Source organism: Amycolatopsis jejuensis (genome assembly GCF_000717335.1).
GTDB classification, from domain to species: domain Bacteria; phylum Actinomycetota; class Actinomycetes; order Mycobacteriales; family Pseudonocardiaceae; genus Amycolatopsis; species Amycolatopsis jejuensis.
In genome coordinates, this window is record NZ_JNYZ01000063.1 from 1 (window position 1) to 22,244 (window position 22,244).

Sequence of the window (22,244 nt, forward strand, 5' to 3'; positions counted from 1 at the left end):
CACCCGACGGACACCCCGTCGTCGCAATGATCCCCGCCGCATTCTCCGCAATCAGCTCACGATCCATCCGCGGCTTCCGGTAATACCCCTGCATCGACGACAACGACGACAACTTGAACAGATTCCGCAACCCCGTCGCATTCTCCGCCAGCATCGTCATATGCGTATACGCGCCACCACCCGAAACATCGCCACCCTCACCGAACTCGTCCGACCCCCGCTGCGACGCCTGCCCCCAGAACACCGGCTTCTTGTGAAACCGCGACTCCGGCGCAACATACGCCTCAATCCCGATAATCGGCTTCAGACCATGCTTGCGCGACGTCTGATAGAACTCGTCACCGCCGTACATGTTCCCGTGATCGGTCATCCCCACCGCAGGCATCCCCAACCGGGCCGCCTCCGCGAACAACGGGCCGATCTTCGCCGCACCATCCAGCATCGAATACTCGGTGTGAACGCCAACAACCGACACGCGCGTGGAGACCACCAACGGTTGTCTCGCAACCTCAGTGCACTGGCCTCGGACGTTCCGCTCGCGCGGCCACCTCGATCACGGCTCGGCTCAGATCGGCACCCGGGACCGCACCCGCCGCCCGACGTCGCGCGCCCATGCGCGGATCCGGTCCCAGTCGCGGAAGTCGCCCGCGCGCCGCCCGGTCGCCATCAGCTTCTCCGCGACACCGCGCGCGGTCGCCGGGTCGAGGCGGCCGCCGAAGGTTTCGGTGCGCTCCGCGTCGATGGCGGCGGCGAGCAAAGTCACCCGCGCGGGCAAGCTCACCCGGGTGAGGTTGGCGTCCGGGCCGCACGGTCCACTGTGGAACAGCCACACCGGACGCGCCCGCAGCGCGTCGGTGTTCCGCTCCAGCAGCCGCACCGCCTCCGGGCGCCAGCGCGAGTAGTAGAGGGCGCTGCCGAGCACCACCGCGCCGTAGCCGTCGACGTCGTCTACCTCGGCAGCAGCGCGTACCTCGACGGTGAGCCCGGACGCACGCAGCTCGTCGCCGATCACCTCGGCGATCTCGCGCGTGCCGCCGTGCTTGCCGGCGTACGCGACGAGGACTGCGGTCATGCCGCCATTCTCCGCGCTCCCCGTCACTTCGGCCTCTCGTGTCCCGGACGTTCCGCCGAACGGGCAGCCGGTAAGGTCGGCCGAACGGCAGGCGGGAGGATACGGCGTGGCGAGGCAGCGGGTTCCGGTGGTGCTCATCGCCGGGTTCCTCGGCTCGGGTAAGACGACCCTGCTCAACCACCTGCTCGCCAACCGCCGGGGAGTCCGGGTCGGGGTGGTGGTGAACGACTTCGGCAGCGTGAACGTCGACGCGCTGGCCGTCGCGGGCCAGGTCGACACGATGGTGTCGCTGGGCAACGGCTGCCTGTGCTGCGCGGTCGACGCAAGCGGCCTGGACGCCATGCTGGGCAAGCTTTCGCGCCCCGAGGCGGGTATCGACGTGATCGTCGTCGAGGCCAGCGGCATCGCCGAACCCCGCGACCTGCTGCGGCTCATGATCGCGAGCGAAAATCCGGACATCCGGTACGGCGGCCTCGCCGAGGTCGTCGACGCAGCGGAGTTCGAGGCCACCCGCGTACGGCATCCGGAGCTCACCGAGCATCTGCGCATCGCCGACCTGGTGATCCTGAACAAGGCCGACCGCGCTGCCGACGTGGACAAGGTCCGCGCGACGGTCGAGGAACACGCGCCCGGCGTGCCAGTGCTGGTCACCGAGCACGGCCGCGTCGACCCGGAGCTGTTCTTCGACCCGCGCCCACGCGAGCGTTACGGCCAGCTGTCCTTCGACGATCTGCGCGAACACGACCATTCGGAACATCTGCACGCGCAGTACGAGAGCGTCACGTTCACCGCCGAGCGCGCCCTGTCCCCGCGGCGGTTCCTGGCGTTCCTGGAAAACCGCCCGGCCGGGCTGTACCGGGTGAAAGGCCAGGTCGACCTGGGGTCAGCGGAGGCACGGTCGAGGTTCGGCCTGCACACCGTCGGCGCGTTCATTCAGCTGAACCGCTCGACCTGGCCCGGCCCCCGCCGGACGGAACTGGTGCTGATCGGCGCCGGTATCGACCCGGCAGAGATCGAACGGCAACTCACCACCTGCCTGTCCGACGACGACACCCCCGACGAACGCGGCCTGCTGCGAATCCAGCGTTACCTGGACGAACCCGCCAAGGACTGACCCGCCCGCCACGCCGAAGAACGCCAAACGCACCGTTACGCGCGCCACCCGTCGCACCATGGCGAGGTAGGTAGAACCAGCCTCCCAGGAGGACGAGTTCCATGCCGAAGACGATGACGGCCCGCTGGTACCTGGTAGGCGCCCTGCCCGACGACCACCCGACCGCCCACCTCATGACCCGAGCCGACGACCTCCGCTACCGCCGAACCGCCTGCGGCGACCGAGACTCCCGCACATGGACCCCGATCGACCTGACCGCACCGGCCACCGGCCACATCACCCCATGCCCCCGCTGCGCAGCCACCCTGTCCGGCACCCCCGCCCCGGCAGGCGGACTGGAACAACTGGCCTTCGACCTCCCGTTGGGCTAACTCACGGCAGTAACGTCAACGCGTCGACGTGACGTGGCCGGACGACGGTGAAATGCCGCAGGTCGAGAGTGGCGACCTCGTCGACGTCCAGACGCTCGGCCAGCGCGATCACCGAGGCGTCACTGGTACCCAGTGGCAGATCGTGGTACTGCTCGACGAGCTCGGACATCCGGCGGTAATCATCCGGAGTGAGCTCGACCGTTATGAAGTCCCGGTCTGCCAGCGCCTGGAGGAAGAACGACTCGCTACGGGCCACCCGCCTTCCGCCCCAGGAGATACCCCACCTCGGCGATGATCGGCGCAGGCAGGAGAAGCTGCCGCTCGGCGAGCCGGAGGCCGGTGAACAGCTCGACACAGCGGTAATGGTCGGGATCCTTGTAGAGCGCAGCCGCGACGAGCGGCCCGGTGTCACAGATGATCACGATCGGCCGAAGCCCTCGCTCAGCAGTTCGTCGGCCTCCTCGGCGATGCTCACGCCGTCGCCAGGAGCGCTCGCGAAGAACGCGGGCGGCCACTGGTGACCGGGCGCGAGCCGCAGGTGCGCACGCAGCTCGTACAAAACGTCCGCCACCTGGTCGTCCGGGATCTCCTGGACCAGCCGGATCAGCTCGTCCCGCTCGGGGATGCTCATAACCTCAGTTTACTGGATCTCCAGTTTCACCCCAATGTCAGTTTAGCGGCGCTTCTCAAGCCGCCAGAACCTCACTCAACAGGCTTCCGAGCCCGACTAGGCGCAACCCGAGGCGGTTCATTGGGCATCTTCGGATAAACCGGCGGCCACGGCGCATCCATCAACCCACCCGCCAAATCCTCCCGGGACATCTCCAGCAACGGTTCGATCGACTGCAACCGCTCATTGGCCCCCGCCCAAGGATCCCCGCGAGACTCCAGCAACGACGGCACCGTGGACAACGTCAACGTATCCGGCTCCACCGCACCCAGCTCGTCCCAAGCAATCGGCGTCGAAACCTGACCCCCGGCCCGCGGCCGTACACACCAGGCACCGAACACCGTCTTATGCGGCGCATTCTGGTTGAAATCCACGAAAACCCGCGACCCACGTTCCTCTTTCCACCACTGCGCAGTGATGAGGTCCGGATGCCGCCGCTCCAGCGCCCGCGCCAGCGCAACGGCCGCCGCGCGGACCTCGTAGCCGTCCCAGCGTGGTTCGAGGATCGAGTACAGGTGCAGCCCGCGCGAGCCGGACGTCTTCACGTGCACCTCGATTCCCAGCTCCGCAAGGAATTCCCGGACCAGCACCGCCGCGTCGCGCAGCTGCGGGAACCCGATCCCGGGTGACGGGTCCAGGTCGATCCGGAGCTCGTCGGCGATGTCGAGCGCCGCGGCGCGGTTGGGCCATACGTGGAAGCCGAGGCAGCCCTGGTTCACCGCCCACAGCACGTGCGCCAGGTCGGCGGCCACGAGCGCGTCGCTGGTCGTGCCGTTCGGCGTGGACACGACGGTGGTGGTCAGCCAGGACGGCGCCGTCTTGGGAACGCGCTTCTGGAACCAGCTTTTGCCACCCGCGCCATCGGGAAACCGTTCGAGCAGCAGCGGACGGCCACCCAGCCGGTCGAGCAACGGCCCGGCGACTGCCTGGTAATACCGCACCAGATCCAGCTTCGTCTCACCGTTTTCGGGGAAGTACACCTTGTCCGGACTGGAAATCGTGAGTTCGACCCCGTCCAGCTCCAGCACGACACCGCTCACCGGGCCTCCCCGAACAGATCCGCCAGCTCGGCCGGCGGCGCTTCCTCCAGCTGCGCATACGTGCACGACTCCGGGTCCCGATCCGGCCGGAACCGCACCAGCCGCCCGCCGTGCCGGAACCGGCCGCCCTGCAGGTGTTCGTACCGCACCTCGGCGACCTGGTCGGGCCGCAGCGGCTCCCACGACAGGTCCTTGTCCGGCGCCCACCGGCTGTTCGCGCCCGGGCGGCGGACCTCCTCGGACTGCCACTCCGCCCACGTGCGCCACGGATGCCCGTCGAGCGCGTTTTCCCGCCACGGCGCCAGTTCCCCGACCAGCTCTCGCCGCCGCGCCGCGGTGAAACTGCTCGCGACCCCGACGTGGTGCAGCGCGCCGTCCTCGTCGTACAGCCCGAGCAGCAGCGACCCGACGCCCTTGCCGTCCTTGTGCCACCGGAACCCGGCAACGACGCAGTCCGCGGTGCGCTCGTGCTTGACCTTCCACATCACGCGCTTGTCCTGTTCGTACGGCTGATCCGCGGGTTTCGCCATGACGCCGTCGAATCCGGCGCCCTCGAAGCGGGTGAACCAGTCCTGCGCGGTGTCCGGATCGGTGGTGACCGGGGTCAGGTGAACGCGCCGCAGCCCACCCTGATCGGGTCCGAAAATCGCCTCCAGCGCCCGCCGCCGCTCGGCGAACGGCTCCGCGGTGAGGTCCCGCTCGCCCAGCGCGAGCAGGTCGAACGCGACGAAACTCGCCGGGGTCTCCGCGGCCAGCTTGCGGACCCGGCTCGCCGCCGGATGCAGCCGCAGCTGCAGGGCACCGAAGTCGAGCCCGCGCGGCGTGACGAGCACGATTTCCCCGTCGACGACGCATTTGTCCGGCAGGGCAGCCTTCAGCAGGTCGACCAGTTCGGGGAAGTACCGGGTGAGCGGCCGGTCGTTGCGCGAACCGAGCTCGACCTCGTCGCCGTCGCGGAACACGATGCAGCGAAACCCGTCCCACTTGGGCTCATACCAGAACCCGCCGTCGCGCGGCACCTCGTGCACGGCTTTGGCGAGCATCGGCCGCACGGGCGGCATCAGGGGTAGGTCCACGTGCGCGATCCTAAGCGGAATACCGGCTGACCTGCACCTTTTTCCGGGCGGTCATCGCGGCGCCCGCAGGTCGGGGCAGCAAGACGATCTTGTGACACAACGCTGACATCGTGCCCCAAAGATCTCGAAAGACTGCCGAGACCAACGAAAAGGCCGCCGCATGAGAAGCTGACTGTGGTCGCCGCCCTTACTGCACCACCGCGGCCCCGGCCGGCGCGAGTACCCAGATCCGGGGCGGCTCCAAGGTTGCCTCGACATCAAGCCGGTCCCGCTGTACGTCAAGGTCGGTGACGTGGCAATGGGCAAAGGCATCCAGTCCACTGTGGACCGGCAAATTTCCCACCAGGATGCCGACATCGCCCTGCTCCACCTCACCACCCCGTACCTGACGCTCGCCGACCGGGAACCCGCCACCGGCGACATCAACCAGGTCCACGGCTGGGGAATCGCCGAGGACCCCGGGCCACCCGACCGGAAAGTGATGTCACCGGTGCTGCCCCCCCGCTCGCGAACGGGCTCCACGTCGGCGTGGCCACAGGCTGCAACGGACCGGACACGATCCACGGGGACAACTACTACGCGAGCGTCCCCGCCTACCGGGACTGGATCCGCGACACCTCCGGCGTCTGAGCAACCTGCGCCAGTACCAGCCCACCCCGGGGTTTCGGCATGAAGTACGTCGCCTTGCGGGGCATTCTCCGGCCCGCCGCGTGCACCGCCAGTACCGTCTCGAACGGCACCGGGGCGAGCTGCACCACCGCGTCCACGTCCGGCGGCAGCGCCGAGCCCGGCAGCAGCGGGCGGACGAACGGGCCATCCGGATCCAGGCCCAATGCCTCGCCGAGGAGCACGTTCTCCACCACCTCGTGGTCGATCACCAGCGGATCTGCCGACGGCAGCCGCACCTGCAGCACGTCGTGCCCGGCCAGGACCACCGCCCGGCCCGGGCACGACGGCGGCGTCCGATCCTCGACAGTCGTCACGTCCAGCCCCGCCGCCTGCCAGGCCGCGCGGAGCCTCGCCGCGGGGTAGCCGGTCCCGGTGAGCACCCGGTGGATCGCCCGGATCTCCAGTTGCGGACCGGACGTGATCAACGCGAGCAGCCATCCGCTTCCGGCCGCCGCCGCGACCCGGTGGTTTCCGTCCGCCACCAGCAGATCGCTCGCGGACGCGGCCTGCAGCAGACGATCCTGCATCGGCCCGGGCCGCACGATCCACAGCTCGTGGTCCTGTCCCGAGCGATCCACAGTGGACACGTCAGGGGCACCGGCCGCGGCTTCCTTGACCGCGGCCGTCAGGTCCGTGCCATCGCCGGCCGGGACCAGCAGTGCCGCGCTCGTCGCGCAGCCAAGACCGGCCAGCACCGCGGCCCGCTCCGCGACCACCTCCGGGTACACCTCCTCGGTGTGCCGCACGTGCGCCCCGCCGGACGTCAGCTCCCGGACGTCGACCATGGCCAGCACCCCTGAGGTCTCGCCGACCCGGTAGGCCGCCACGAACTCGCTCTCCGGCCGGTAGTACCGCGTGCGCAGCCGGTCGAGAGTGGCTCTGGCCTGCGGTAACGCGGCGGCCAGGGCAAGCCCGCCGGCCAGCGCGCCCGGAGTGCGTGCCGGATGCTGCGCGGCCAGCAGCGTGTCGCCCTCGGCGGTGGCGAGCTCCGCGGTCACCGCCTCGGGTTCGGCGAACTCGTCGACGTCCGGCCCCGGCACTTCCCCGCGCACGACCCAGCCGCGGCCGATCGGCCGCACCCACCTGTCCATCCCCCCATCATGGCGTCCGGGTGAACCGTGGCCGCTGATCCCATCGGTGTGGAATGCTTACCCCTGCGAAGGAGTTTATTCCGATCATGGGTACCACGAGCAGTCCACCTGCGGCGAAGCGTGCCGCCGTCGGCCTCCGATCCGAGCGCGGGCCCGTCCTCGCCGCCGTGATGCTGAGCACCGCACTGGTCGCGCTGGACAGCACGATCATCGCCACCGCGGTCCCTTCGGTGGTCCGTGACCTGGGCGGATTCTCGCAGTTCCCGTGGCTGTTCTCGATCTACCTGCTCACCCAGGCGGTCACCGTCCCGCTGTACGGCAAGTTCGCCGACGTCCTCGGCCGCCGTCCGGTGATGTTCTTCGGCATCGCCGTGTTCCTGCTCGGTTCGGTGCTGTGCGGGTTCGCGTGGAGCATGCCGGTGCTCATCGCGGCGCGCGCGGTGCAGGGCATCGGGGCCGGTGCGGTCCAGCCGATCAGCATGACGATGGTCGGCGACCTGTACACCGTCGAGGAACGCGCCCGGGTACAGGGTTATCTGGCCGGGGTGTGGGCGGTCGCGTCGGTGGTCGGGCCCACGCTCGGCGGTGTTTTCGCGGAGTACCTCAGCTGGCGCTGGATTTTCTTCGTCAACCTGCCGCTCGGCGCAATCGCCGCGTGGATGCTGTACCGCAAGTTCACCGAGCGCGTCGAACGCACGCGTCACCGGGTCGATTACGCCGGTGCTGCCCTGCTCACGCTCGGCTGCGCGCTGTTGATCCTGGCGCTGCTGGAAGGCGGGGTCGCCTGGTCCTGGACGTCCGCGCCGAGCATCGCGATCTTCACCGTCGGCGTCCTGCTGCTGGTCACGTTTGTGCTGGTGGAGCGGCGGGCGGAGGAACCGGTGCTGCCGCTGTGGGTGTTCACGCGCCGGACTCTCGTCGGCGGAAACCTGGTCGCGCTCGTCGTGGGCGCGGTGGTGCTGGGGTTCAGCTCGTTCCTGCCGACATACTCCGAAGGCGTGCTCGGCACCAGCGCGCTCACCGCGGGCTTCGCGCTGGCCGCGCTCACCATCGGCTGGCCGATTTCGGCGGCGCTGTCCGGCAAGATCTACCTGCGGATCGGCTTCCGCGACACAGCGCTCATCGGTAGCGCATTCCTGGTCGGCGGGGCGGTGCTCACGGCGTTTCTCGGGCTGCAGTCGGTGATCTGGCTCGCGGTGGCGGCGGTGTTCGTGGCCGGGCTCGGGCTGGGGCTGCTGTCGAGCCCCACCGTGGTCGCCGTGCAGTCCACGGTGGGCTGGGAGCGCCGCGGCGTGGTCACCGCCACCAACATGTTCAGCCGTTCGCTGGGCAGCGCGGTGGGCACGGCGGTGTTCGGCGCGATCGCCAACGCCACCCTCGCGAACCGGTTCGCGAACCCGCCCGCGAACGTCGCCGGGCACCTGCCGGACAGCGTCGACGCCACCAGCCGCGTGCTCGGCGGCAGGCAGGACAACTCCCCCGTGACGGCGTACGTCCGCGAATCCCTGGCCGACGCCACGCACCACGTGTTCATCGCGATTCTGGTGGTGTCGGTGCTCGCCGTCGGCGCGCTGCTGCTGATGCCCCGGCGCACCGAACAGCTCACATTCGTCGACTGACGCTCAGTTCTGCAACGGCATCAGCTCGCGACGAAAGTCGTCGAGAAACTGCCGGTAGTCGCCGGAATACCCGGGCCGGACCACGAATTTCGACAGTCCGGCATCGATGTGCTGCTCGATCAGCCGCCGCGCTTCGGACCAGCTGGTGGCCACGAGGTCGGTCACCGGCCGGCCCGGGTTCCGCCGTTCGGCGATCACGCGCAGCCGTTCCGGAATGCCGTGCAGGGCCACGATGAGGCTGAGGCCGAAGTGGTCGGGTTCGATCTCGCGACCGGCCTCGGCGGCGGCCTTCTGCATGGCCAGCCGGGCCGCACGGGCCTGGTCCGGGGTGTGGAAACTGCCGAGCCAGCCGTCGGACAGCCGTCCCGCACGGCGCAGTGCGGCCGGTGCGGTACCGCCGACCCACAGGTCGAGCCGCTTCGCCGGACGTGGGCCGATTGTCACGCCGTCGACCTGGAAGAACTCGCCGTCGAAGTGCACGTCGTCCTGGTCGAGGAGCAGCCGGAGCAGCGTGAGCGATTCGTCGAAAACCGCCGCGCGACGGCCTTCCGGCACCGGGAACAGGTCGCGTTCCGCAGGCTGCGCGGGCATCAGCCCGAACACCGGCAGCACCCGTTTCGGCGCCAGCCCGGCCAGCGTGACCAGCTGTTTCGCGACCAGCACCGGATGCCGTCCGGGCAGGATCGCCACGCCGGTCCCGAGTTTGAGCGTCTTCGTGCGGGCGAGCGCGTGGGCCATGCCGATCATCGGGTCGACATCGGACGAATAGATGACCTCCGACAGCCACAGCGAGTCGATCCCGGCCGCCTCCACCGTCTCGGCCAGCTCCGCGAACTCCACCGGCCCCGTCCCGAGCGCCGGAGCCACCCCCAGCCGGATCTTCAGCTCGTCCACTCCTCCCACTATGCCGGGAAGCGGGGCGGATCAGGCAGTAGCTTCGATCACTCGGCCCAATGCGGCGTGCAGCGCCTCGAGCTCGGAGACCTCCATCCCGAGCGTTTCCACTACGCGGTAAGGGATCTTCTCCGCCTCGGCACGCAGGGCGCGGCCCTTCTCGGTGAGGTCGACGGTGAGCTGGCGCTCGTCGGCGCGGCTGCGCCCGCGGGTGACGTAGCCGATTGCTTCGAGCCGTTTGAGCAGCGGCGACAGGGTGGCGGGCTCGTGTCTCAAGGCGCCGCTGAGGTCCTTCACCGACCGCGGCGTCTGCTCCCACAGTGCCAGCATGACCAGGTACTGCGGATGCGTGAGCCCGTACGGTTCGAGCAGCGGCCGGTAGATCGCGATCACGCTGCGCGAGGCGACCGAAAGCGCGAAGCACACCTGCCGGTCGAGTTTCAGCGGGTCCTCGCCCAGGTCGATCTCCACTCGTCCTCCTCACGCTCGGGTCCTCACCTTAACGCGGCGTGGGCCACACTAATAGTTAGTGTACTAACAGTTAGGGTACTGTGGCCACTGGACACGAGGAGGAACGATGACCGAACGGCCCGGCGTTCTCCGCTGGTTCCGGTACGCCGTGAGCGGGCGGCTGCCCGAGCGCTATCACGAATGGCTGCTGCACGACACCACGTCGAAGCACTGGAAGGCGCGGCACGTCCTGCGCAGCACGGTGGGGATCGCGCCGTTGTGCCTGGTCTGGCTGCTGCTGCCGGGTCCGCTCGGGCTGCGGCTGGCGCTGGTGCTGATGGCCGCGCTGGTGGCGTACTTCTACTCGTGCGCCTACATGGAGGAAAGCATCGACCATCGGTTGTCCCGCAACGGTTTCCCGCCCGGCACCGGTAAGCGGATCCGCCGCGAGAAGGCTGCCGAGGCCAACGCCGAGGCGACCGCCCGCTACATCGCGATCTACCGGCAGAACTCCGGCGACTAGACTCGGTCTCCGATGAGACGCAAGCGCCAGGCCCCGATCCCGCCGCGGCACGGCCTCGACCCCGCGCGGCTGCGGCTGCCGGACGAGGGCCCGTGGACCACGCTGCTGGAGCACCTGGTCGAGCGGCTGCCCCGGGTCGCACCAGGGCGAATCGAGGAAATGCTGCGCGAGGAGCGGATCTTCGGCGAGAACGGGCCGCTCGGGGTCGATGCGGCTTATGTTCCGGGGTCGTTCATCTGGTTCCATCGCGACCTGCCCGACGAGGTGCCGGTGCCCTTCGACGTCACCGTCCTGCACCGCTCCGAGCACCTGCTGGTGGTCGACAAACCGCATTTCCTGGCCACGATCCCGCGTGGACGGCACGTTCTGGAGACCGCGCTGGTGCGGTTGCGGCGTTCGCTGGACCTGCCCACGCTGTCCCCCGCGCATCGGCTCGACCGCGTCACGGCCGGGCTGGTGATGTTCGTGATCACGCCATCGGCGCGCGGGGCGTACCAGACGATGTTCCGCGATCGCTTGGTGTACAAGGAGTACGAGGCGATCGCGGCGTACGATCCGGCTTTGGAGCTGCCGCGCACGGTACGCAGCCGGATCGTGAAGGAGCGGGGTGTGCTGGCTGCGCAGGAGGTGCCCGGTCCACCCAATGCGGAGTCCACAGTGGAGCTTCTGGAGCACCGGGACGGGCTCGGCCGCTACCGGCTCGTCCCGGCCACCGGACGCACGCATCAGCTGCGGGTACACCTGAGTTCACTGGGGATTCCGATCCTCGGCGACGATTTCTACCCGGTATTGCGCGAAAAACCACTCGACGATTTCACGAAACCGTTGCAGCTGCTGGCGAAGGTACTCGAGTTCGACGACCCGGTGACCGGCGAGCACCGGCGGTTCACCAGCCACCGGCAGCTCGCCGCATGGGACTCGCCGCACGAGTGGGCGGTCTCCGCGTCCAGCACTTGATCCGCTCCACTGCACGGTGATCGGGCCGGTGCCGCTGGCCGTGCGGTACGCGCCGACCTAGTCATACAACTGTCGACCCGTTTTCCACGGTGTCGAGCCAGCCGCCCTTCTCGACCGCCAGCCGGAAGTACGGACCGGCGTTCGGCCCGTCCCGGAAGGTCTGTTTCAGGCTGATTCGCGAGCCGCCCATGCTGGCTTCCAGGTACCGCCCCCCGACCTGCGCGTTCGCTACCAGTGCCAGGACGACCGTGATTGCCGTGATGATGACTGGGGTTGTCCTGTGCATACGCCGCCCCCCGGGGAACTCGGGCGGCGGTAGCGTCACGGTGGCGCCGGACCGGCCACGGACAAAAGCCTCCCCCTTGACGACTTTGTTTGTCACTGCTTGGCTCAAGGGATGCGTGACGTCGAAGTGATCGAGGACCCGGCGACGGCGGCCGCCGCCCTGGACCCGGTACGGGCCCGCCTGCTGGCGGCGCTGACCGAACCGGCGTCCGCGGCTTCGCTCGCCACCCGGGTAGGCCTGACCAGGCAAAAGGTGAACTACCACCTGCGCGCGCTCGAGTCGCACGGCCTCGTCGAACCGGCCGGAACGCGGCAGTGGGGCGGGCTCACCGAACGGCTTTTCGCCGCCACCGCCGCGGCGTACCTGGTGTCCCCCGCTGCGCTCGGCTCGGTCGGCACGGTGACGATGAAGCCGGACCGGCTGTCGGTGAGCTACCTGCTCGCCGTCGCGGGCCGCACCTTGCGCGAGGTCGCCGGGCTGGCCCGACGCGCGGCACAGGCGGGTAAACCGCTGTCCACGCTCACGTTGGACACGGAAATCGCCTTCCGCTCGGCCCGCGACCGCTCGGCCTTCACCGACGAGCTGACCACCCTGGTCGCCGATCTGGTGTCGCGTTACCACGACGAGTCCACCCCCGGCGCCCGGCTGCACCGGCTCGTGGTCACCGCTCATCCGAAACCCGCGGAGTGATTAGCCCGAACAGGTGTTCGATTGTCGTGTAGCGTGGAGGAATGAGTCAAGCACTTCAGGGCTCGCTGTTCGGCACCGGCGGGCCGGCCACGCTGGCGCCGCTCTCCGGCGTGCAACGCACGGAACTGGGCCAGGGCGCGTGGGTCGACGTCCTGCCGGGATGGCTGCACGGCTCGGACGAGCTGTTCGCGCACCTGGTGTCGAACGTCCCGTGGCACGCCGAGCAGCGGCAGATGTACGACCGGGTCGTCGCAGTCCCGCGGCTGCTGTGCTTCTACCGGGAAGACGCCCGCCTTCCGCACCCGATCCTCACGTCGGCGCGCGACGCATTGTCCGCCCACTATGCGGAGGAACTGGGAGAACCGTTCCGCACCGCAGGTTTGTGCTACTACCGAGACGGCCAAGACAGCGTCGCCTGGCACGGCGACGACCTGGGCCGAGGCCGCACGGAAGACACCATGGTGGCAATCCTGTCCGTAGGCACCGCCCGCCACCTGGCCCTACGCCCCCGCAGCGGCGGCGAATCCCTGCGGTACCCCCTGGGCCACGGCGACCTGATCGTAATGGGCGGCTCCTGCCAGCGAACGTGGGAGCACGCGGTACCCAAGACCAGCCGCGCAGTGGGGCCGAGGATCAGCGTGCAGTTCCGACCTCGGGGGGTGCGGTGAGGGTTCATCGGGGGTGCCGTGTCGTTGCGCTGCTTCCGGATGAGGACGTGTGCCTTATCCGGCGGTCCCGACGGTTACCCCGCTCGCACCAACGCTCGGTCGCACCAGCGCTCGGTCGCGCCGCCGCTCGCCGCTCGTCGCTCGTCGTCTGTCGCCCGCAGCTCGTCGCCTGTCGCCTGCCGCCTGTCGCTCGTCGCCCACAGCCGTCGCCTGTCGCCTGTCGCCTGTCGCCTGTCGCCTGTCGCCGCGAGCAGCAAACCCGACACCTGCGCCCACCGACCGATCGCCCAGCCACCCGCGCCATCGATCCGCGGTCCGGGCCTGGGTCGCGCCTCCCCAGCCGACCCTGCGTCCGCTCACACCCGCGCCCCGTCGCCCGTCGCGAACCACTCCCGCCACGCAAGCCGAGGCCGCACACCGAGCCCACCAGTGCCATCGAACCGTCCGGGCATGGCCCGCACCGTTCCAGCGCATCCCGCACTCACGCCGAGCATCCACCCGGCCATTCGCAGCTGCCCACCCGACCCGGAACCACACCCGTCCGCACCGCCGCGACCCGGCCGAACCCCGCCGCACCACCCCAGTCCCAGCCACCCCAGCACAACCCGGCCGAACCCCGCCACGCCACCCCATCCCCGGCCGACCGGGTCCCCGCTCAGTCCACCAGCACCGGCAGCGAATCCAGCCCGTACACGATCGACACCTTGCGGAACGCCAGCTCCTCCGGCTCCACCGCCAGCCGCAGGTTCGGGAACCTCCGGACCAGCGCCGGATACGCCGCACGCAGCTCCATCCGCCCCAGTTCCGCCCCGATACAACGGTGAATTCCATAGCCGAACGCGAGATGTGACGAAGGTTCCCGCGCCGGGTCGAAGTGGTCCATGTCGCCCGTACCGAGGGCCGGGTCGCGGTTGGCGACCGACAGCGACACCAGCACGATGTCGCCCTCGCTGATGTGCACGCCCGCGACGTCCATGTCCTGCTTGGCAAATCGCGGGAACGCCATCTGCACCACCGTGAGGTACCGCAGCAGTTCCTCCACGAAGCGGTGCACCGACTCGTCGTCACCGCGCACGGCCTCGAACGCCGCCGGGTCGCGCAGCACCACCAGTGCGCCCAGCGCCAGCATGCTCGCCGTCGTTTCGAGGCCGCCGGTCAGGACGCCGTCCGCCAGACCGGCCAGCTCCCGGTCGTCGATCTCGTCGCCGTGTTCCTTGATGAGCATGCCCAGCAGGCCGTCACCCGGCTGCTCGCGCTGCTTCCGCACGATCTCCAGCAGGTACCCGAGCGACTCCGAAATCGCCCCCAGCGACGCCCCCGCACCACCGAACAGGTCGAACCTCGCCGTGCTCAGCCGCTGGAAATCCGCCCGGTCCTCATAGGACACCCCGAGCAGCTCGCAGATCGTGAGCGACGGGATCGGCAGCGCGAACTGCTCCCACAGGTCGACCGGTCCGTCGGCGGCGGCCATCGCGTCCAGCCGCTCGGTCACGATCTCGTCGATCCGCGGCGTGAGCCGGGAAAGCCGCCGCATCGTGAACTCCGGCGTGAGCAGCTTGCGCAGCCGCGTGTGCACCGGCGGGTCCGCGAACCCGAGCCCACCGGGGTTCTGGTCCTCGGTGACCCCCGCATTGCCGACCAGGTTGGTGAAATCGTTGCTGAATTCCGTGCCCTTCCCGAGCACGGCCTTCGCTTCCTCGTACCCGGTCACGAGCCAGGCGTTCATCCCGAACGGCAGGTCCAGCTTGCTGATCGGCGCCTCGGCGCGGCGGCGGCCGAGGTCGGGCAGCGGGTCGAGGCCCTGGCGGCGCAACGGTTCCAGCGCGGAATCCGGCAGCAGCGCCATCTTCTCGAGATCGAAACCGCGTTTCTGCTGGCGGGCGATGTACCGGCGGCCGGCCCAGGCGAGGACACGCGAACGGAGACTCCCCATGCCCGCGACACTACCCCACCGGCCCGGTCCGGTGACCGGGGGCGGAGACGGCCGTCACGCTGCGACCAGCGCCGGTCCACAGTGGACGGGACGTCACCCGGCCAGGTGACAGGCCGCCGCCGCGCACCGGAAATTGTCGGACCCCGCGGACACAATGATCCGGCCTGCGTGACCGGGCGGTCGCGTCCGGTGAAAGGACGCGACGGGCACGCGGGTGCCATGAGAAGCTCGGCATCGGAAAGGGAGGAACCGGACATGACTGCGGCGCTGATCGGGCGGGCACACCCCGCCGCGACCCTGCGTGCGCAGCTTTCGCGCGCCATCGCCAGCCACGGCGGCCTCATCCTGGTCACCGGCGAGGCGGGAATCGGCAAAACCACGCTGGTCAGCGCGCTGGCCGACGATGCCCGGGAGGCCGGTGCGCTCGTGCTCACCGGCACCTGCTGGGAGTCCGGGGCCGCGCCCGGGTACTGGCCGTGGGTCCAAGTCATGCGCGCGCTGCGCCGGGAAGCGCCGCACGAGTGGGCCCGTTCCCCGGCGCTGTCCGCATTACTCGGCGAGGAACCCCCTGCGGACGACGGGTTCCGCCTGCCCGACGCCGTCACCAGCGCGTTGGTCACGGTGTCCCAGGAGCGGCCTGTCGTCGTGGTCCTCGACGACCTGCATTGGGCCGACCCGGCGTCGCTGCGGCTGCTCGAATTCGCGGCCCGGCACACGTGGTTCGAACGGCTGCTGCTCATCGGCACGTACCGCGACGTGGAGGTCGACGCACCCGGCCATCCCCTGCACCCGCTGGTGCTGCCGCTCGTCGCCAAGGCCACCACGATCACGCTCACCGGCCTCGACGAGGCAGGGGTCGCCGAGCTGATGAACCGCACGGTGGGCGCGGATCCCGGCGCGGAGCTCGCCACCGACGTACACCGGCGCACCGGCGGCAACCCCTTCTTCGTGGAGCAGACCGCACGGTTGTGGCGCAGCGGCAGCACGGTGTCCGCGGTCGCGCCCGGGGTCGCCGATGCGTTGCAGCGACGGCTTTCCCTGCTTCCCGAGCAGGTTGCCGACCTCCTCATGCACGCCGCCGTGCTCGGCCGCGAGTTCTCGCTGCAGTTGCTGGCCGCCACGGCCGGAGCGCCAGCCGCGCAGGTCGACCATCTGCTGAGCCGGGCCGTCGCCGCCCGGCTGGTGCGGGCGCTGGGCGATGGCCGGTTCACCTTCGCGCATGATCTGGTGCGGGAGTCGCGGTATGCCGAGCTGGCGCCGGAGAAAGCCCGGCAGCGGCACGCAGCGGTGGTCCACGCGGGTGAACACGCCCCGGCGCTCATCGGGGTCGCCGAACGGGCCCGGCATGCGTACCTGGCGGGCCCGGATCTGGAGCCCCGGGAGGTCGTCCGGCTCCTGCTCGCCGCGGCAGCGGACGCCAGCGCGCGGCTGGCCAGCGAGGAGTCGATCACGCACCTGCGGCGGGCACGGGAACGCGCCGGGGAAGAGCGCAGCCGGGCAGTGGTGGCGCTGGAACTCGGCACGGCGTTGTGGCGGTCCGGCGAAAAAGACGAGGCGTGGGAACTGTGTTCGGAGGCGGTCGCGGTCGCACGCGCTCTAGGCAACCCGAACCTCATCGCCCGCGCCGCCCTCACCCTGGCACGACTCGACCCGAGCGGCCCACGGCACGGATTCGTCGCCGACCTGCTGCGGGAAGCGCACGCGAAGTTGTGCGGAGGCGGCGAATCCCTGTCCCTCGACCGCATCACCTTGGAGCTCACAGCCCGAGCCACGATGCTCGCCCGCGACGACGAGGACGACCACGCGCTCACCTTCACGTTGTGGGCAAGGCACGACGCAATCTGGGGCCTCGGCAGCGGCGCCGAACGCGAGCGGCTCACCGACGAGCTGTCGGCCGTCGCGCGACGCACCGGTGACCGGGAGAACGAGTTCTTCGCGTCGTCGCTCAAGTGGGTCGCGCTGCTGGAACAGGGAGATCCGCGATACCTGGAACAGTTCCGCGCATTCCAGACGATCGCCGACGAGGGGCTGCCCGCTGCGAAGGTGGGGGAAGCAGTCGACCGCAGCATCATCAGCGCCCTGCGCGGCCGGTTCGCCGAAGCCGAGGCAGCGCTGGCGGAAGTCCTCGAGTCCGCCGCTTTGTTCGGCGACAACGGCGATTTCGGTTATCTGCCAGACCAGTTGCGGTGGAGCGCATTGATGCTGCAGGGCCGCTTCACCGAGGCAGCCAACCTGCCCGCACGCATGACCGACGCCGGGTTCCCCCATCCGGCCTTGCTGCGCACCCTGGCCGCCGCCCATGCCAGCGACGTCGCCGCAACGAGGCATGAGCTGGCCGAAGCAGTGGCGGAAGGTCCGTACTCCCGCACCTTCACGCCTCTCTGGCTCCGCTGCCAGGTACAGGCAGCTGCGGTACTTTCGGACGTCCCCGCAGCGGAACGCTTGCTACGCAAGCTTTCCCCACACGCCGGCGAATGGCTGGTGTCGCTGTACGGCTGCGATCTAGGCGGCCCGGTCGACCTGTGGACCGGCCTGCTGCACCAAACCTTGGGAGAACACGACAAGGCAGCCGAGAGACTAACCGCCGCCGCGCGCTCCGCGGACCGCCTCCGCGCCCGCCCGTGGGCAGTAGAGGCACGCAGCCACCTGGCGAGGGTCATGCTGGAACTGGGCGACATGGACCGCGCAGGAACGCTGTCCAAGACTGCCGCAGCTGATGCAGAGGAGCTAGGCATGCACCACATCCCGGCCCGCCTGCAGCCGGTACTTTCCCTGGTCCGTGCGGCTTCCTCAGCACCTTCAACGCCCTCACCCCCGTCCGCCCTCGCTCCCCCTTCCACCCCGGCTTCTCCTTCCGCCCTCTCAGTCCCTTCCGCCCTCTCGGCCCCTTCCGCCCTCTCGGCCCCTTCCGCCCTCTCGGCCCCTTCCAGCCCCTCGGGCCCTTCCACCCCCTCGGGCCCTTCCGCCCTCTCGGGCCCTTCCACCCCCTTGGCCCCTTCCATTCCCTCCACCTTCTCGGCCCATCCCGCGGCGCCAGCTCCTCCCACCTCCGGCGCGACCTCCACCCCCGCCTCAGCCTTGGCCCCGTCCGCCCCCTCAGCCGCACCTCCTCCGTTACCGGCCAACGAATTCCGCCGCACAGACGCAGTCTGGACCCTCCGCTACTCCGGCCGCGAAACCCGCATGCCGGACGCAAAAGGTTTGCGAGACTTGAACTTCCTCCTGAGCCGCCCAGGCCGAGAAATCCCCGCAGTCCAGCTGCTTTCCCCCGAAAGCACCGAACACCCCACCCCCACCTACAGCGGCGACCCCATCCTCGACGACACCGCAAAAGCCGCATACCGCCGCCGCCTGGACCAGCTGGACGAAGCAATAGACGAAGCCACCACCCGAGGCGATGACACCCGCGCCGCCACCCTGGACACCGAACGCGCAGCCCTGCTCGACGAACTGCGCACGTCGACGGGCCTGTCCGGCCGCACCCGCCGCCTGGGCGACGAAACGGAACGAGCCCGCAAAGCAGTAACCGCCCGCATCCGCGACACGATCCGCAAACTCGCCAGCCTGCACCCAGAACTCGCGGACCACCTCCAAGCGAGCGTCACCACTGGCTCGTCCTGCAGCTACCACCCGGAAACGCCCATCACCTGGCGCCTATGACCGAACACCGCACCGCAAGATTCGACCACGCACCACGGTGCCCGCCCGCCAGGAGCACACCGGGAAGCCCGGACCCGGAGTCGGTCAGCTCGGCGGACCGAGCAGAAGGAGCACCTCGAAACGGAACCAGCCAGGCCCAAGCCACAACAGATCGATCCGGATACCGAGCAGACCACCGCACGGCACCGGGCACCGGGCACCGGGCACCGGGCACCGGGCACCGGGCACCGGGCACCGGGCACCGGGCACCGGGCACCGGGCACCGGGCACCGGGCCGAAATTGCGGGCGAGTGCACGCCGCCACGAACCGCCAGCCGGGAGTTGCCCGGGGCGGGAGTTGCCCGACGGGAGCAGGTCGGCTGGGGCTGCCCGACGGGAGCAGGTCGGCTGGAGCAGCCTGGCTGGAGCGGGTCGGCAACCCCCGGTCGGCGAGTGCACACGATGCACCCGGGTCATCGCAACCGGGGCAGCAACCCTGGTCGGTGCGAAGGCACACCACGTGCCCGGGTTGCCGCCCTTCCAGCGACAAGCGGGGCGGCGAGGGCACGCGGCGGACCCGGATCACCCCCTCAACCGCCAACCCAGGCAGCGACCGCACACGACCCACCCCGGCCACCCCCTCAACCGCCAACCCAGGCGGCGAGGGCGCGCGGCGTGCCCGGATTACCGCCTCCTGGGATGGCAACCCTGGGGCGGTGGCACCGGGGCGGTGAGACGGCGCGACAACCCGGAGCAGTGAGCCCGACCGGCAGCCCGGTTCGGCGAGCTCAGCTCAGCCGGAGCGGCCCGCCGACACCGAGCCCGCGGACACCGGACCCGCCGGGACCGGCCCACGACGACGGCCGGGCCGCGCCCCCACCACCGGGGCCGAGGGTCACTTTCGGTTGTACAGCCGCATTGTCCAGGTGCCGAACACTGCGGTCAGGGCGGCTGCTGCGATGAGGGTCCACATGATTGCGCTGCCGTCCCACGCGCCGGACATCATCGAGCGGACCGCTGTCACCAGGTGGGTGATCGGGTTGGCCGTGACGAGTGTCTGGAGCCAGCCGGGCATGGTGGAGGGGTCCACGTAGATGTTGCTGAGGAACGTGAGCGGCATGATCACCATCATGCTCACGCCCATCACCGACTTTTCCGAGCGAAGCAGCAACCCGAACATCGTCCACACCCACGACAGGCCGAACGAGAACACCAGCAGCAGCACCACTCCTGCCGCGACGCCGCCTATTCCGCCGTCTGGGCGGAAGCCCAGGATCAGGCCCACGACCATGATCACGACCGACGCGATCAGGTAACGCAGCACATCCCCGAGCAGGTAGCCGACCATCGGGGCCGGGCGCCAGATCGGCAGGGTGCGGAAGCGGTCGAACACGCCCTTCGCGATGTCGGTGTTCACCGCGACGCCGGTGTACATCGTGATCATCACGACGCTCGACGCCAGGATGCCCGGCAGGAAGAACTGCAGGTACTGCGTGGGTGAGCCGGCCAGTGCACCGCCGAAAAGGTACGTGAACATCAACGTCATCATGATCGGGAATGCGGTGACGTCGAACAGCTGCTCGGGCACGTGCTTGATCTTCAGCACCGCGCGTCTGCCGAAGGTGAGCGAGGCGGACAGCGCGCTCGGCCGCGGCGGGCGTTCGGTGGCGACCAGTACCGCTGCGAGGTCCTCCGGTTTCGGGGCGGCGAGGTCGAGATCGGGTTCCTTGACGGTGGTCACGCCGCCTCCTCGGTAGCCGTGCGGTCGGTGAGGGCCAGGAAAACCTCGTCGAGGCTGGGCTGGCCGAGGGAGAACGTGTCGACGGTGATACCCGCCCTCGAGAGTTCCGCGAGGGCGCGCGAGGCGCGGTCGGCCGCGCCGTCGTGAGCCTCGGACGACAGCCGGGCGGTGAGCGCGACCGGGTCGGGTTCCAGCTGCACCGCGGCGGACAGCGTGCGTTCGAGGACCTCGGCCGCGGCCGGGCGCTGGCCGGCGTCCCGCAGTCGCAAGTGGACTGCGCCGACCCCGACCGATGCCTTCAGCTCCCCCTTCGTACCTTCCGCGATCACGCGGCCGTGGTCGATGACCGCGATCCGCGATGCCAGCTGGTCGGCCTCGTCGAGGTACTGCGTGGTGAGCAGCACGGTGGTGCCCTGCGCGACGATCGCGCGCACGATGTCCCACACCTGGTTGCGGCTGCGCGGGTCGAGACCGGTGGTCGGCTCGTCGAGGAACAGCAGGTCCGGGGTGTTCAGGATGCTCGCGGCGATGTCGAGCCGCCGGCGCATGCCGCCCGAGTAGTTCTTGACCTGCCGCCGCGCCGCTTCGGTGAGCCCGAACGCCGCGAGCAGCTGCGCGGCCCGGTCGCGCGCGGCCGCGTTGCGGTGCCCGAGCAACCGGCCCAGCAGCACCAGGTTCTCCTGTCCGCTGAGGTCCTCGTCGACCGACGCGTACTGCCCGGTGAGGCTCACCCGGCTGCGCACGGTGTCGGCCTCGCGCACCACGTCGTGGCCGAACACCCGCGCCTCACCGCCATCGGGCCGCGTGAGCGTGGCGAGCATGCGCACCGCGGTGGTCTTGCCCGCGCCGTTCGGCCCGAGCACGCCGTACACGGTGCCCGCGGGCACGACCAGGTCGATCCCGTCGACCGCGCGGGTTTCGCCGAACACCTTGACGAGCCCGGACGTTTCGATCGCCGGTTCCCCGGCTGCGTGAGTCATGGACGTTTCCTTCCCCTCAGTTCCCCTCAGTCATCCGCAGTACGGCCGCGCGCGACGGCCGTCGCGGAGCGCGAGCCCCCACCAGACCAGTTCGTCCAGCAGAGTCGTGACGGCATGGCCGGCTCCCTCGGCGTGCGGACCCGCGCCGAGATTGCCGCAGTCGTGCTCGAGCAGGTCCAGGCACACCGCGTCGCGCACTGTCGCGGTGTGCAGCTCGGTGAAGACATCGCGCAGATGCTCCACCGCGTAACGCCCGCCTGCGCGATAGCCGTAGGACACGAACCCGACCGGTTTGGCCCGCCACTCGGCATACGCGCAGTCGATCGCCTGCTTCAGCGAGGCCGGGAAGCTGCGGTTGTACTCGGGCGTGACCACGACATACGCCTCGGCCACCGCGATCCGTTTCGCGAACCCGGCCATGGCCGCCGTCGGCTCGGCCGGGTACCGCGCCGGGATCGCAAACGTCGCAAGGTCGAGCACGTCGAGTGCCAGCCCGCCGTGCCCGGCAGCACACTCGACGAACCATCGGCCGACCTCGTCGCCGACCCGGCCTTCCCGGGTACTCGCGACGAGCACGGCCACCCGCAGCTCCTCGTCCACACTGATAGGGCGCCAGATGGGGTGCTAGTGCCGCGCCCCAGAAGGTTGGCGAGGTAATAGCCCCCTTCGGGCCGCTCATTTGCCACGCCTGGCACTCTGCCGGGTGGAGGTGGTGCCCGTGGCTCGTCAGCCCGAGGTGTTCGTGCACGAGTTAGAGCCCG

The 22,244-nt window shown here is 69.8% G+C and carries 24 protein-coding genes; 8 read left to right on the forward strand and 16 right to left on the reverse strand.

All coding sequences use genetic code 11. The features are described 5' to 3' along the window. Both OO71_RS45060 and OO71_RS45065 read right to left on the reverse strand, forming a co-directional pair. On the reverse strand, positions 1-442 hold a 442-nt coding region (locus tag OO71_RS45060; protein WP_156096871.1), incomplete at its 3' end, for a PHP domain-containing protein. Between the two features lie 123 nt (positions 443-565). Beyond that, positions 566-1,072 carry a flavodoxin domain-containing protein gene (locus OO71_RS45065; protein ID WP_033296272.1) on the reverse strand — a complete coding sequence of 169 codons (507 nt, stop codon included), beginning with the start codon at positions 1,070-1,072 and terminating at the stop codon, positions 566-568. Between the two features lie 106 nt (positions 1,073-1,178). Here OO71_RS45065 and OO71_RS45070 point away from each other — a divergent pair, with 106 nt between their 5' ends. Further along, positions 1,179-2,186, forward strand: coding sequence for a CobW family GTP-binding protein (locus tag OO71_RS45070; RefSeq protein ID WP_033296273.1), 1,008 nt, complete (start codon positions 1,179-1,181; stop codon positions 2,184-2,186). 101 nt (positions 2,187-2,287) lie between these two features. After that, the gene (locus OO71_RS45075) at positions 2,288-2,557 is read left to right on the forward strand and encodes a hypothetical protein (RefSeq protein ID WP_033296274.1); all 270 of its coding nucleotides are present in this window, start codon (positions 2,288-2,290) and stop codon (positions 2,555-2,557) included. Position 2,558: 1 nt separating this feature from the next. Here OO71_RS45075 and OO71_RS52800 read toward each other — a convergent pair whose 3' ends face one another. From OO71_RS52800 to OO71_RS45105, 7 genes are all read right to left on the reverse strand, one after another. Then, positions 2,559-2,813 carry a PIN domain-containing protein gene (locus OO71_RS52800; RefSeq protein WP_245633974.1) on the reverse strand — a complete coding sequence of 85 codons (255 nt, stop codon included), beginning with the start codon at positions 2,811-2,813 and terminating at the stop codon, positions 2,559-2,561. Beyond that, positions 2,803-2,979 (reverse strand): hypothetical protein, encoded by a 177-nt coding sequence (locus OO71_RS52805; RefSeq protein WP_245633975.1) that lies wholly within the window; start codon positions 2,977-2,979, stop codon positions 2,803-2,805. Before OO71_RS52805 ends, OO71_RS52800 begins: the two co-directional genes overlap by 11 nt. After that, positions 2,976-3,188, reverse strand: a complete 213-nt coding sequence (locus OO71_RS45085; protein ID WP_033296275.1) for a hypothetical protein — start codon at positions 3,186-3,188, stop codon at positions 2,976-2,978. The genes OO71_RS52805 and OO71_RS45085 overlap by 4 nt, the downstream gene beginning before the upstream one ends. Before the next feature lie 71 nt (positions 3,189-3,259). Next, positions 3,260-4,267: a non-homologous end-joining DNA ligase gene (ligD, locus tag OO71_RS45090; RefSeq protein WP_033296276.1), complete on the reverse strand. Its 1,008-nt coding sequence runs from the start codon at positions 4,265-4,267 to the stop codon at positions 3,260-3,262. Continuing rightward, positions 4,264-5,343: an ATP-dependent DNA ligase gene (locus OO71_RS45095; protein ID WP_211260842.1), complete on the reverse strand. Its 1,080-nt coding sequence runs from the start codon at positions 5,341-5,343 to the stop codon at positions 4,264-4,266. The genes ligD and OO71_RS45095 overlap by 4 nt, the downstream gene beginning before the upstream one ends. A gap of 187 nt (positions 5,344-5,530) precedes the next feature. Continuing rightward, complete coding sequence (locus OO71_RS45100) at positions 5,531-5,779, reverse strand: hypothetical protein (RefSeq protein ID WP_033296278.1); 249 nt, start codon at positions 5,777-5,779, stop codon at positions 5,531-5,533. A gap of 157 nt (positions 5,780-5,936) precedes the next feature. Continuing rightward, positions 5,937-7,103, reverse strand: coding sequence for a DUF1015 family protein (locus OO71_RS45105; protein WP_033296279.1), 1,167 nt, complete (start codon positions 7,101-7,103; stop codon positions 5,937-5,939). Between the two features lie 86 nt (positions 7,104-7,189). Here OO71_RS45105 and OO71_RS45110 point away from each other — a divergent pair, with 86 nt between their 5' ends. Then, positions 7,190-8,722, forward strand: a complete 1,533-nt coding sequence (locus OO71_RS45110; protein ID WP_033296280.1) for an MDR family MFS transporter — start codon at positions 7,190-7,192, stop codon at positions 8,720-8,722. Positions 8,723-8,725: 3 nt separating this feature from the next. Here OO71_RS45110 and OO71_RS45115 read toward each other — a convergent pair whose 3' ends face one another. Both OO71_RS45115 and OO71_RS45120 read right to left on the reverse strand, forming a co-directional pair. Next, positions 8,726-9,607, reverse strand: a complete 882-nt coding sequence (locus OO71_RS45115; RefSeq protein WP_156096872.1) for a TIGR03854 family LLM class F420-dependent oxidoreductase — start codon at positions 9,605-9,607, stop codon at positions 8,726-8,728. A gap of 39 nt (positions 9,608-9,646) precedes the next feature. Further along, positions 9,647-10,087, reverse strand: coding sequence for a MarR family winged helix-turn-helix transcriptional regulator (locus OO71_RS45120; protein WP_033296282.1), 441 nt, complete (start codon positions 10,085-10,087; stop codon positions 9,647-9,649). A gap of 106 nt (positions 10,088-10,193) precedes the next feature. On the opposite strand from OO71_RS45120, the gene OO71_RS45125 reads away from it, so the two are divergent. Together OO71_RS45125 and OO71_RS45130 are read left to right on the forward strand one after the other, a co-directional pair. Then, positions 10,194-10,589, forward strand: a complete 396-nt coding sequence (locus OO71_RS45125) for a DUF5313 family protein (RefSeq protein ID WP_033296283.1) — start codon at positions 10,194-10,196, stop codon at positions 10,587-10,589. A gap of 12 nt (positions 10,590-10,601) precedes the next feature. Next, positions 10,602-11,546, forward strand: coding sequence for an RluA family pseudouridine synthase (locus OO71_RS45130; RefSeq protein WP_033296284.1), 945 nt, complete (start codon positions 10,602-10,604; stop codon positions 11,544-11,546). Positions 11,547-11,607: 61 nt separating this feature from the next. Here the strand turns inward: OO71_RS45130 and OO71_RS51125 are convergent, their stop codons facing one another. Further along, positions 11,608-11,928 (reverse strand): hypothetical protein, encoded by a 321-nt coding sequence (locus tag OO71_RS51125; protein ID WP_162186192.1) that lies wholly within the window; start codon positions 11,926-11,928, stop codon positions 11,608-11,610. 15 nt (positions 11,929-11,943) lie between these two features. Here OO71_RS51125 and OO71_RS45140 point away from each other — a divergent pair, with 15 nt between their 5' ends. Beyond that, complete coding sequence (locus OO71_RS45140; RefSeq protein ID WP_033296285.1) at positions 11,944-12,522, forward strand: ArsR/SmtB family transcription factor; 579 nt, start codon at positions 11,944-11,946, stop codon at positions 12,520-12,522. 41 nt (positions 12,523-12,563) lie between these two features. After that, positions 12,564-13,190 (forward strand): alpha-ketoglutarate-dependent dioxygenase AlkB, encoded by a 627-nt coding sequence (locus OO71_RS45145; protein WP_033296286.1) that lies wholly within the window; start codon positions 12,564-12,566, stop codon positions 13,188-13,190. A 655-nt stretch (positions 13,191-13,845) separates the two neighbouring features. Here OO71_RS45145 and OO71_RS45150 read toward each other — a convergent pair. Then, positions 13,846-15,123, reverse strand: coding sequence for a cytochrome P450 (locus OO71_RS45150; RefSeq protein WP_033296287.1), 1,278 nt, complete (start codon positions 15,121-15,123; stop codon positions 13,846-13,848). A 255-nt stretch (positions 15,124-15,378) separates the two neighbouring features. Between OO71_RS45150 and OO71_RS45155 the strand changes: the two genes are divergently transcribed. After that, positions 15,379-18,783: an ATP-binding protein gene (locus tag OO71_RS45155; RefSeq protein WP_033296288.1), complete on the forward strand. Its 3,405-nt coding sequence runs from the start codon at positions 15,379-15,381 to the stop codon at positions 18,781-18,783. 874 nt (positions 18,784-19,657) lie between these two features. Here the strand turns inward: OO71_RS45155 and OO71_RS45160 are convergent. Genes OO71_RS45160 through OO71_RS45170 form a run of 3 tightly spaced genes read right to left on the reverse strand, consistent with a single transcriptional unit; the run spans position 19,658 to position 22,071 of the window. Further along, positions 19,658-20,503, reverse strand: a complete 846-nt coding sequence (locus tag OO71_RS45160) for an ABC transporter permease (RefSeq protein WP_033296289.1) — start codon at positions 20,501-20,503, stop codon at positions 19,658-19,660. Continuing rightward, on the reverse strand, positions 20,500-21,483 hold the full coding sequence (locus OO71_RS45165; protein ID WP_033296290.1) for a daunorubicin resistance protein DrrA family ABC transporter ATP-binding protein: 984 nt from the start codon (positions 21,481-21,483) through the stop codon (positions 20,500-20,502). Before OO71_RS45165 ends, OO71_RS45160 begins: the two co-directional genes overlap by 4 nt. 30 nt (positions 21,484-21,513) lie before the next feature. Continuing rightward, positions 21,514-22,071: an NADPH-dependent FMN reductase gene (locus tag OO71_RS45170; RefSeq protein ID WP_245633976.1), complete on the reverse strand. Its 558-nt coding sequence runs from the start codon at positions 22,069-22,071 to the stop codon at positions 21,514-21,516. Positions 22,072-22,244 lie beyond the last annotated feature (173 nt).

Bases quoted from the DNA above. Each gene is read 5' to 3' on its own strand.
- OO71_RS45065 (WP_033296272.1), bottom strand. From the start codon at position 1,072: ATGACCGCAGTCCTCGTCGCGTACGCCGGCAAGCACGGCGGCACGCGC.
- OO71_RS45075 (WP_033296274.1), top strand. From the start codon at position 2,288: ATGCCGAAGACGATGACGGCCCGCTGGTACCTGGTAGGCGCCCTGCCC.
- OO71_RS45085 (WP_033296275.1), bottom strand. From the start codon at position 3,188: ATGAGCATCCCCGAGCGGGACGAGCTGATCCGGCTGGTCCAGGAGATC.
- OO71_RS45105 (WP_033296279.1), bottom strand. From the start codon at position 7,103: ATGGACAGGTGGGTGCGGCCGATCGGCCGCGGCTGGGTCGTGCGCGGG.
- OO71_RS45110 (WP_033296280.1), top strand. From the start codon at position 7,190: ATGGGTACCACGAGCAGTCCACCTGCGGCGAAGCGTGCCGCCGTCGGC.
- OO71_RS45125 (WP_033296283.1), top strand. From the start codon at position 10,194: ATGACCGAACGGCCCGGCGTTCTCCGCTGGTTCCGGTACGCCGTGAGC.
- OO71_RS45130 (WP_033296284.1), top strand. From the start codon at position 10,602: ATGAGACGCAAGCGCCAGGCCCCGATCCCGCCGCGGCACGGCCTCGAC.
- OO71_RS45140 (WP_033296285.1), top strand. From the start codon at position 11,944: ATGCGTGACGTCGAAGTGATCGAGGACCCGGCGACGGCGGCCGCCGCC.
- OO71_RS45145 (WP_033296286.1), top strand. From the start codon at position 12,564: ATGAGTCAAGCACTTCAGGGCTCGCTGTTCGGCACCGGCGGGCCGGCC.
- OO71_RS45150 (WP_033296287.1), bottom strand. From the start codon at position 15,123: ATGGGGAGTCTCCGTTCGCGTGTCCTCGCCTGGGCCGGCCGCCGGTAC.
- OO71_RS45155 (WP_033296288.1), top strand. From the start codon at position 15,379: ATGACTGCGGCGCTGATCGGGCGGGCACACCCCGCCGCGACCCTGCGT.
- OO71_RS45165 (WP_033296290.1), bottom strand. From the start codon at position 21,483: ATGACTCACGCAGCCGGGGAACCGGCGATCGAAACGTCCGGGCTCGTC.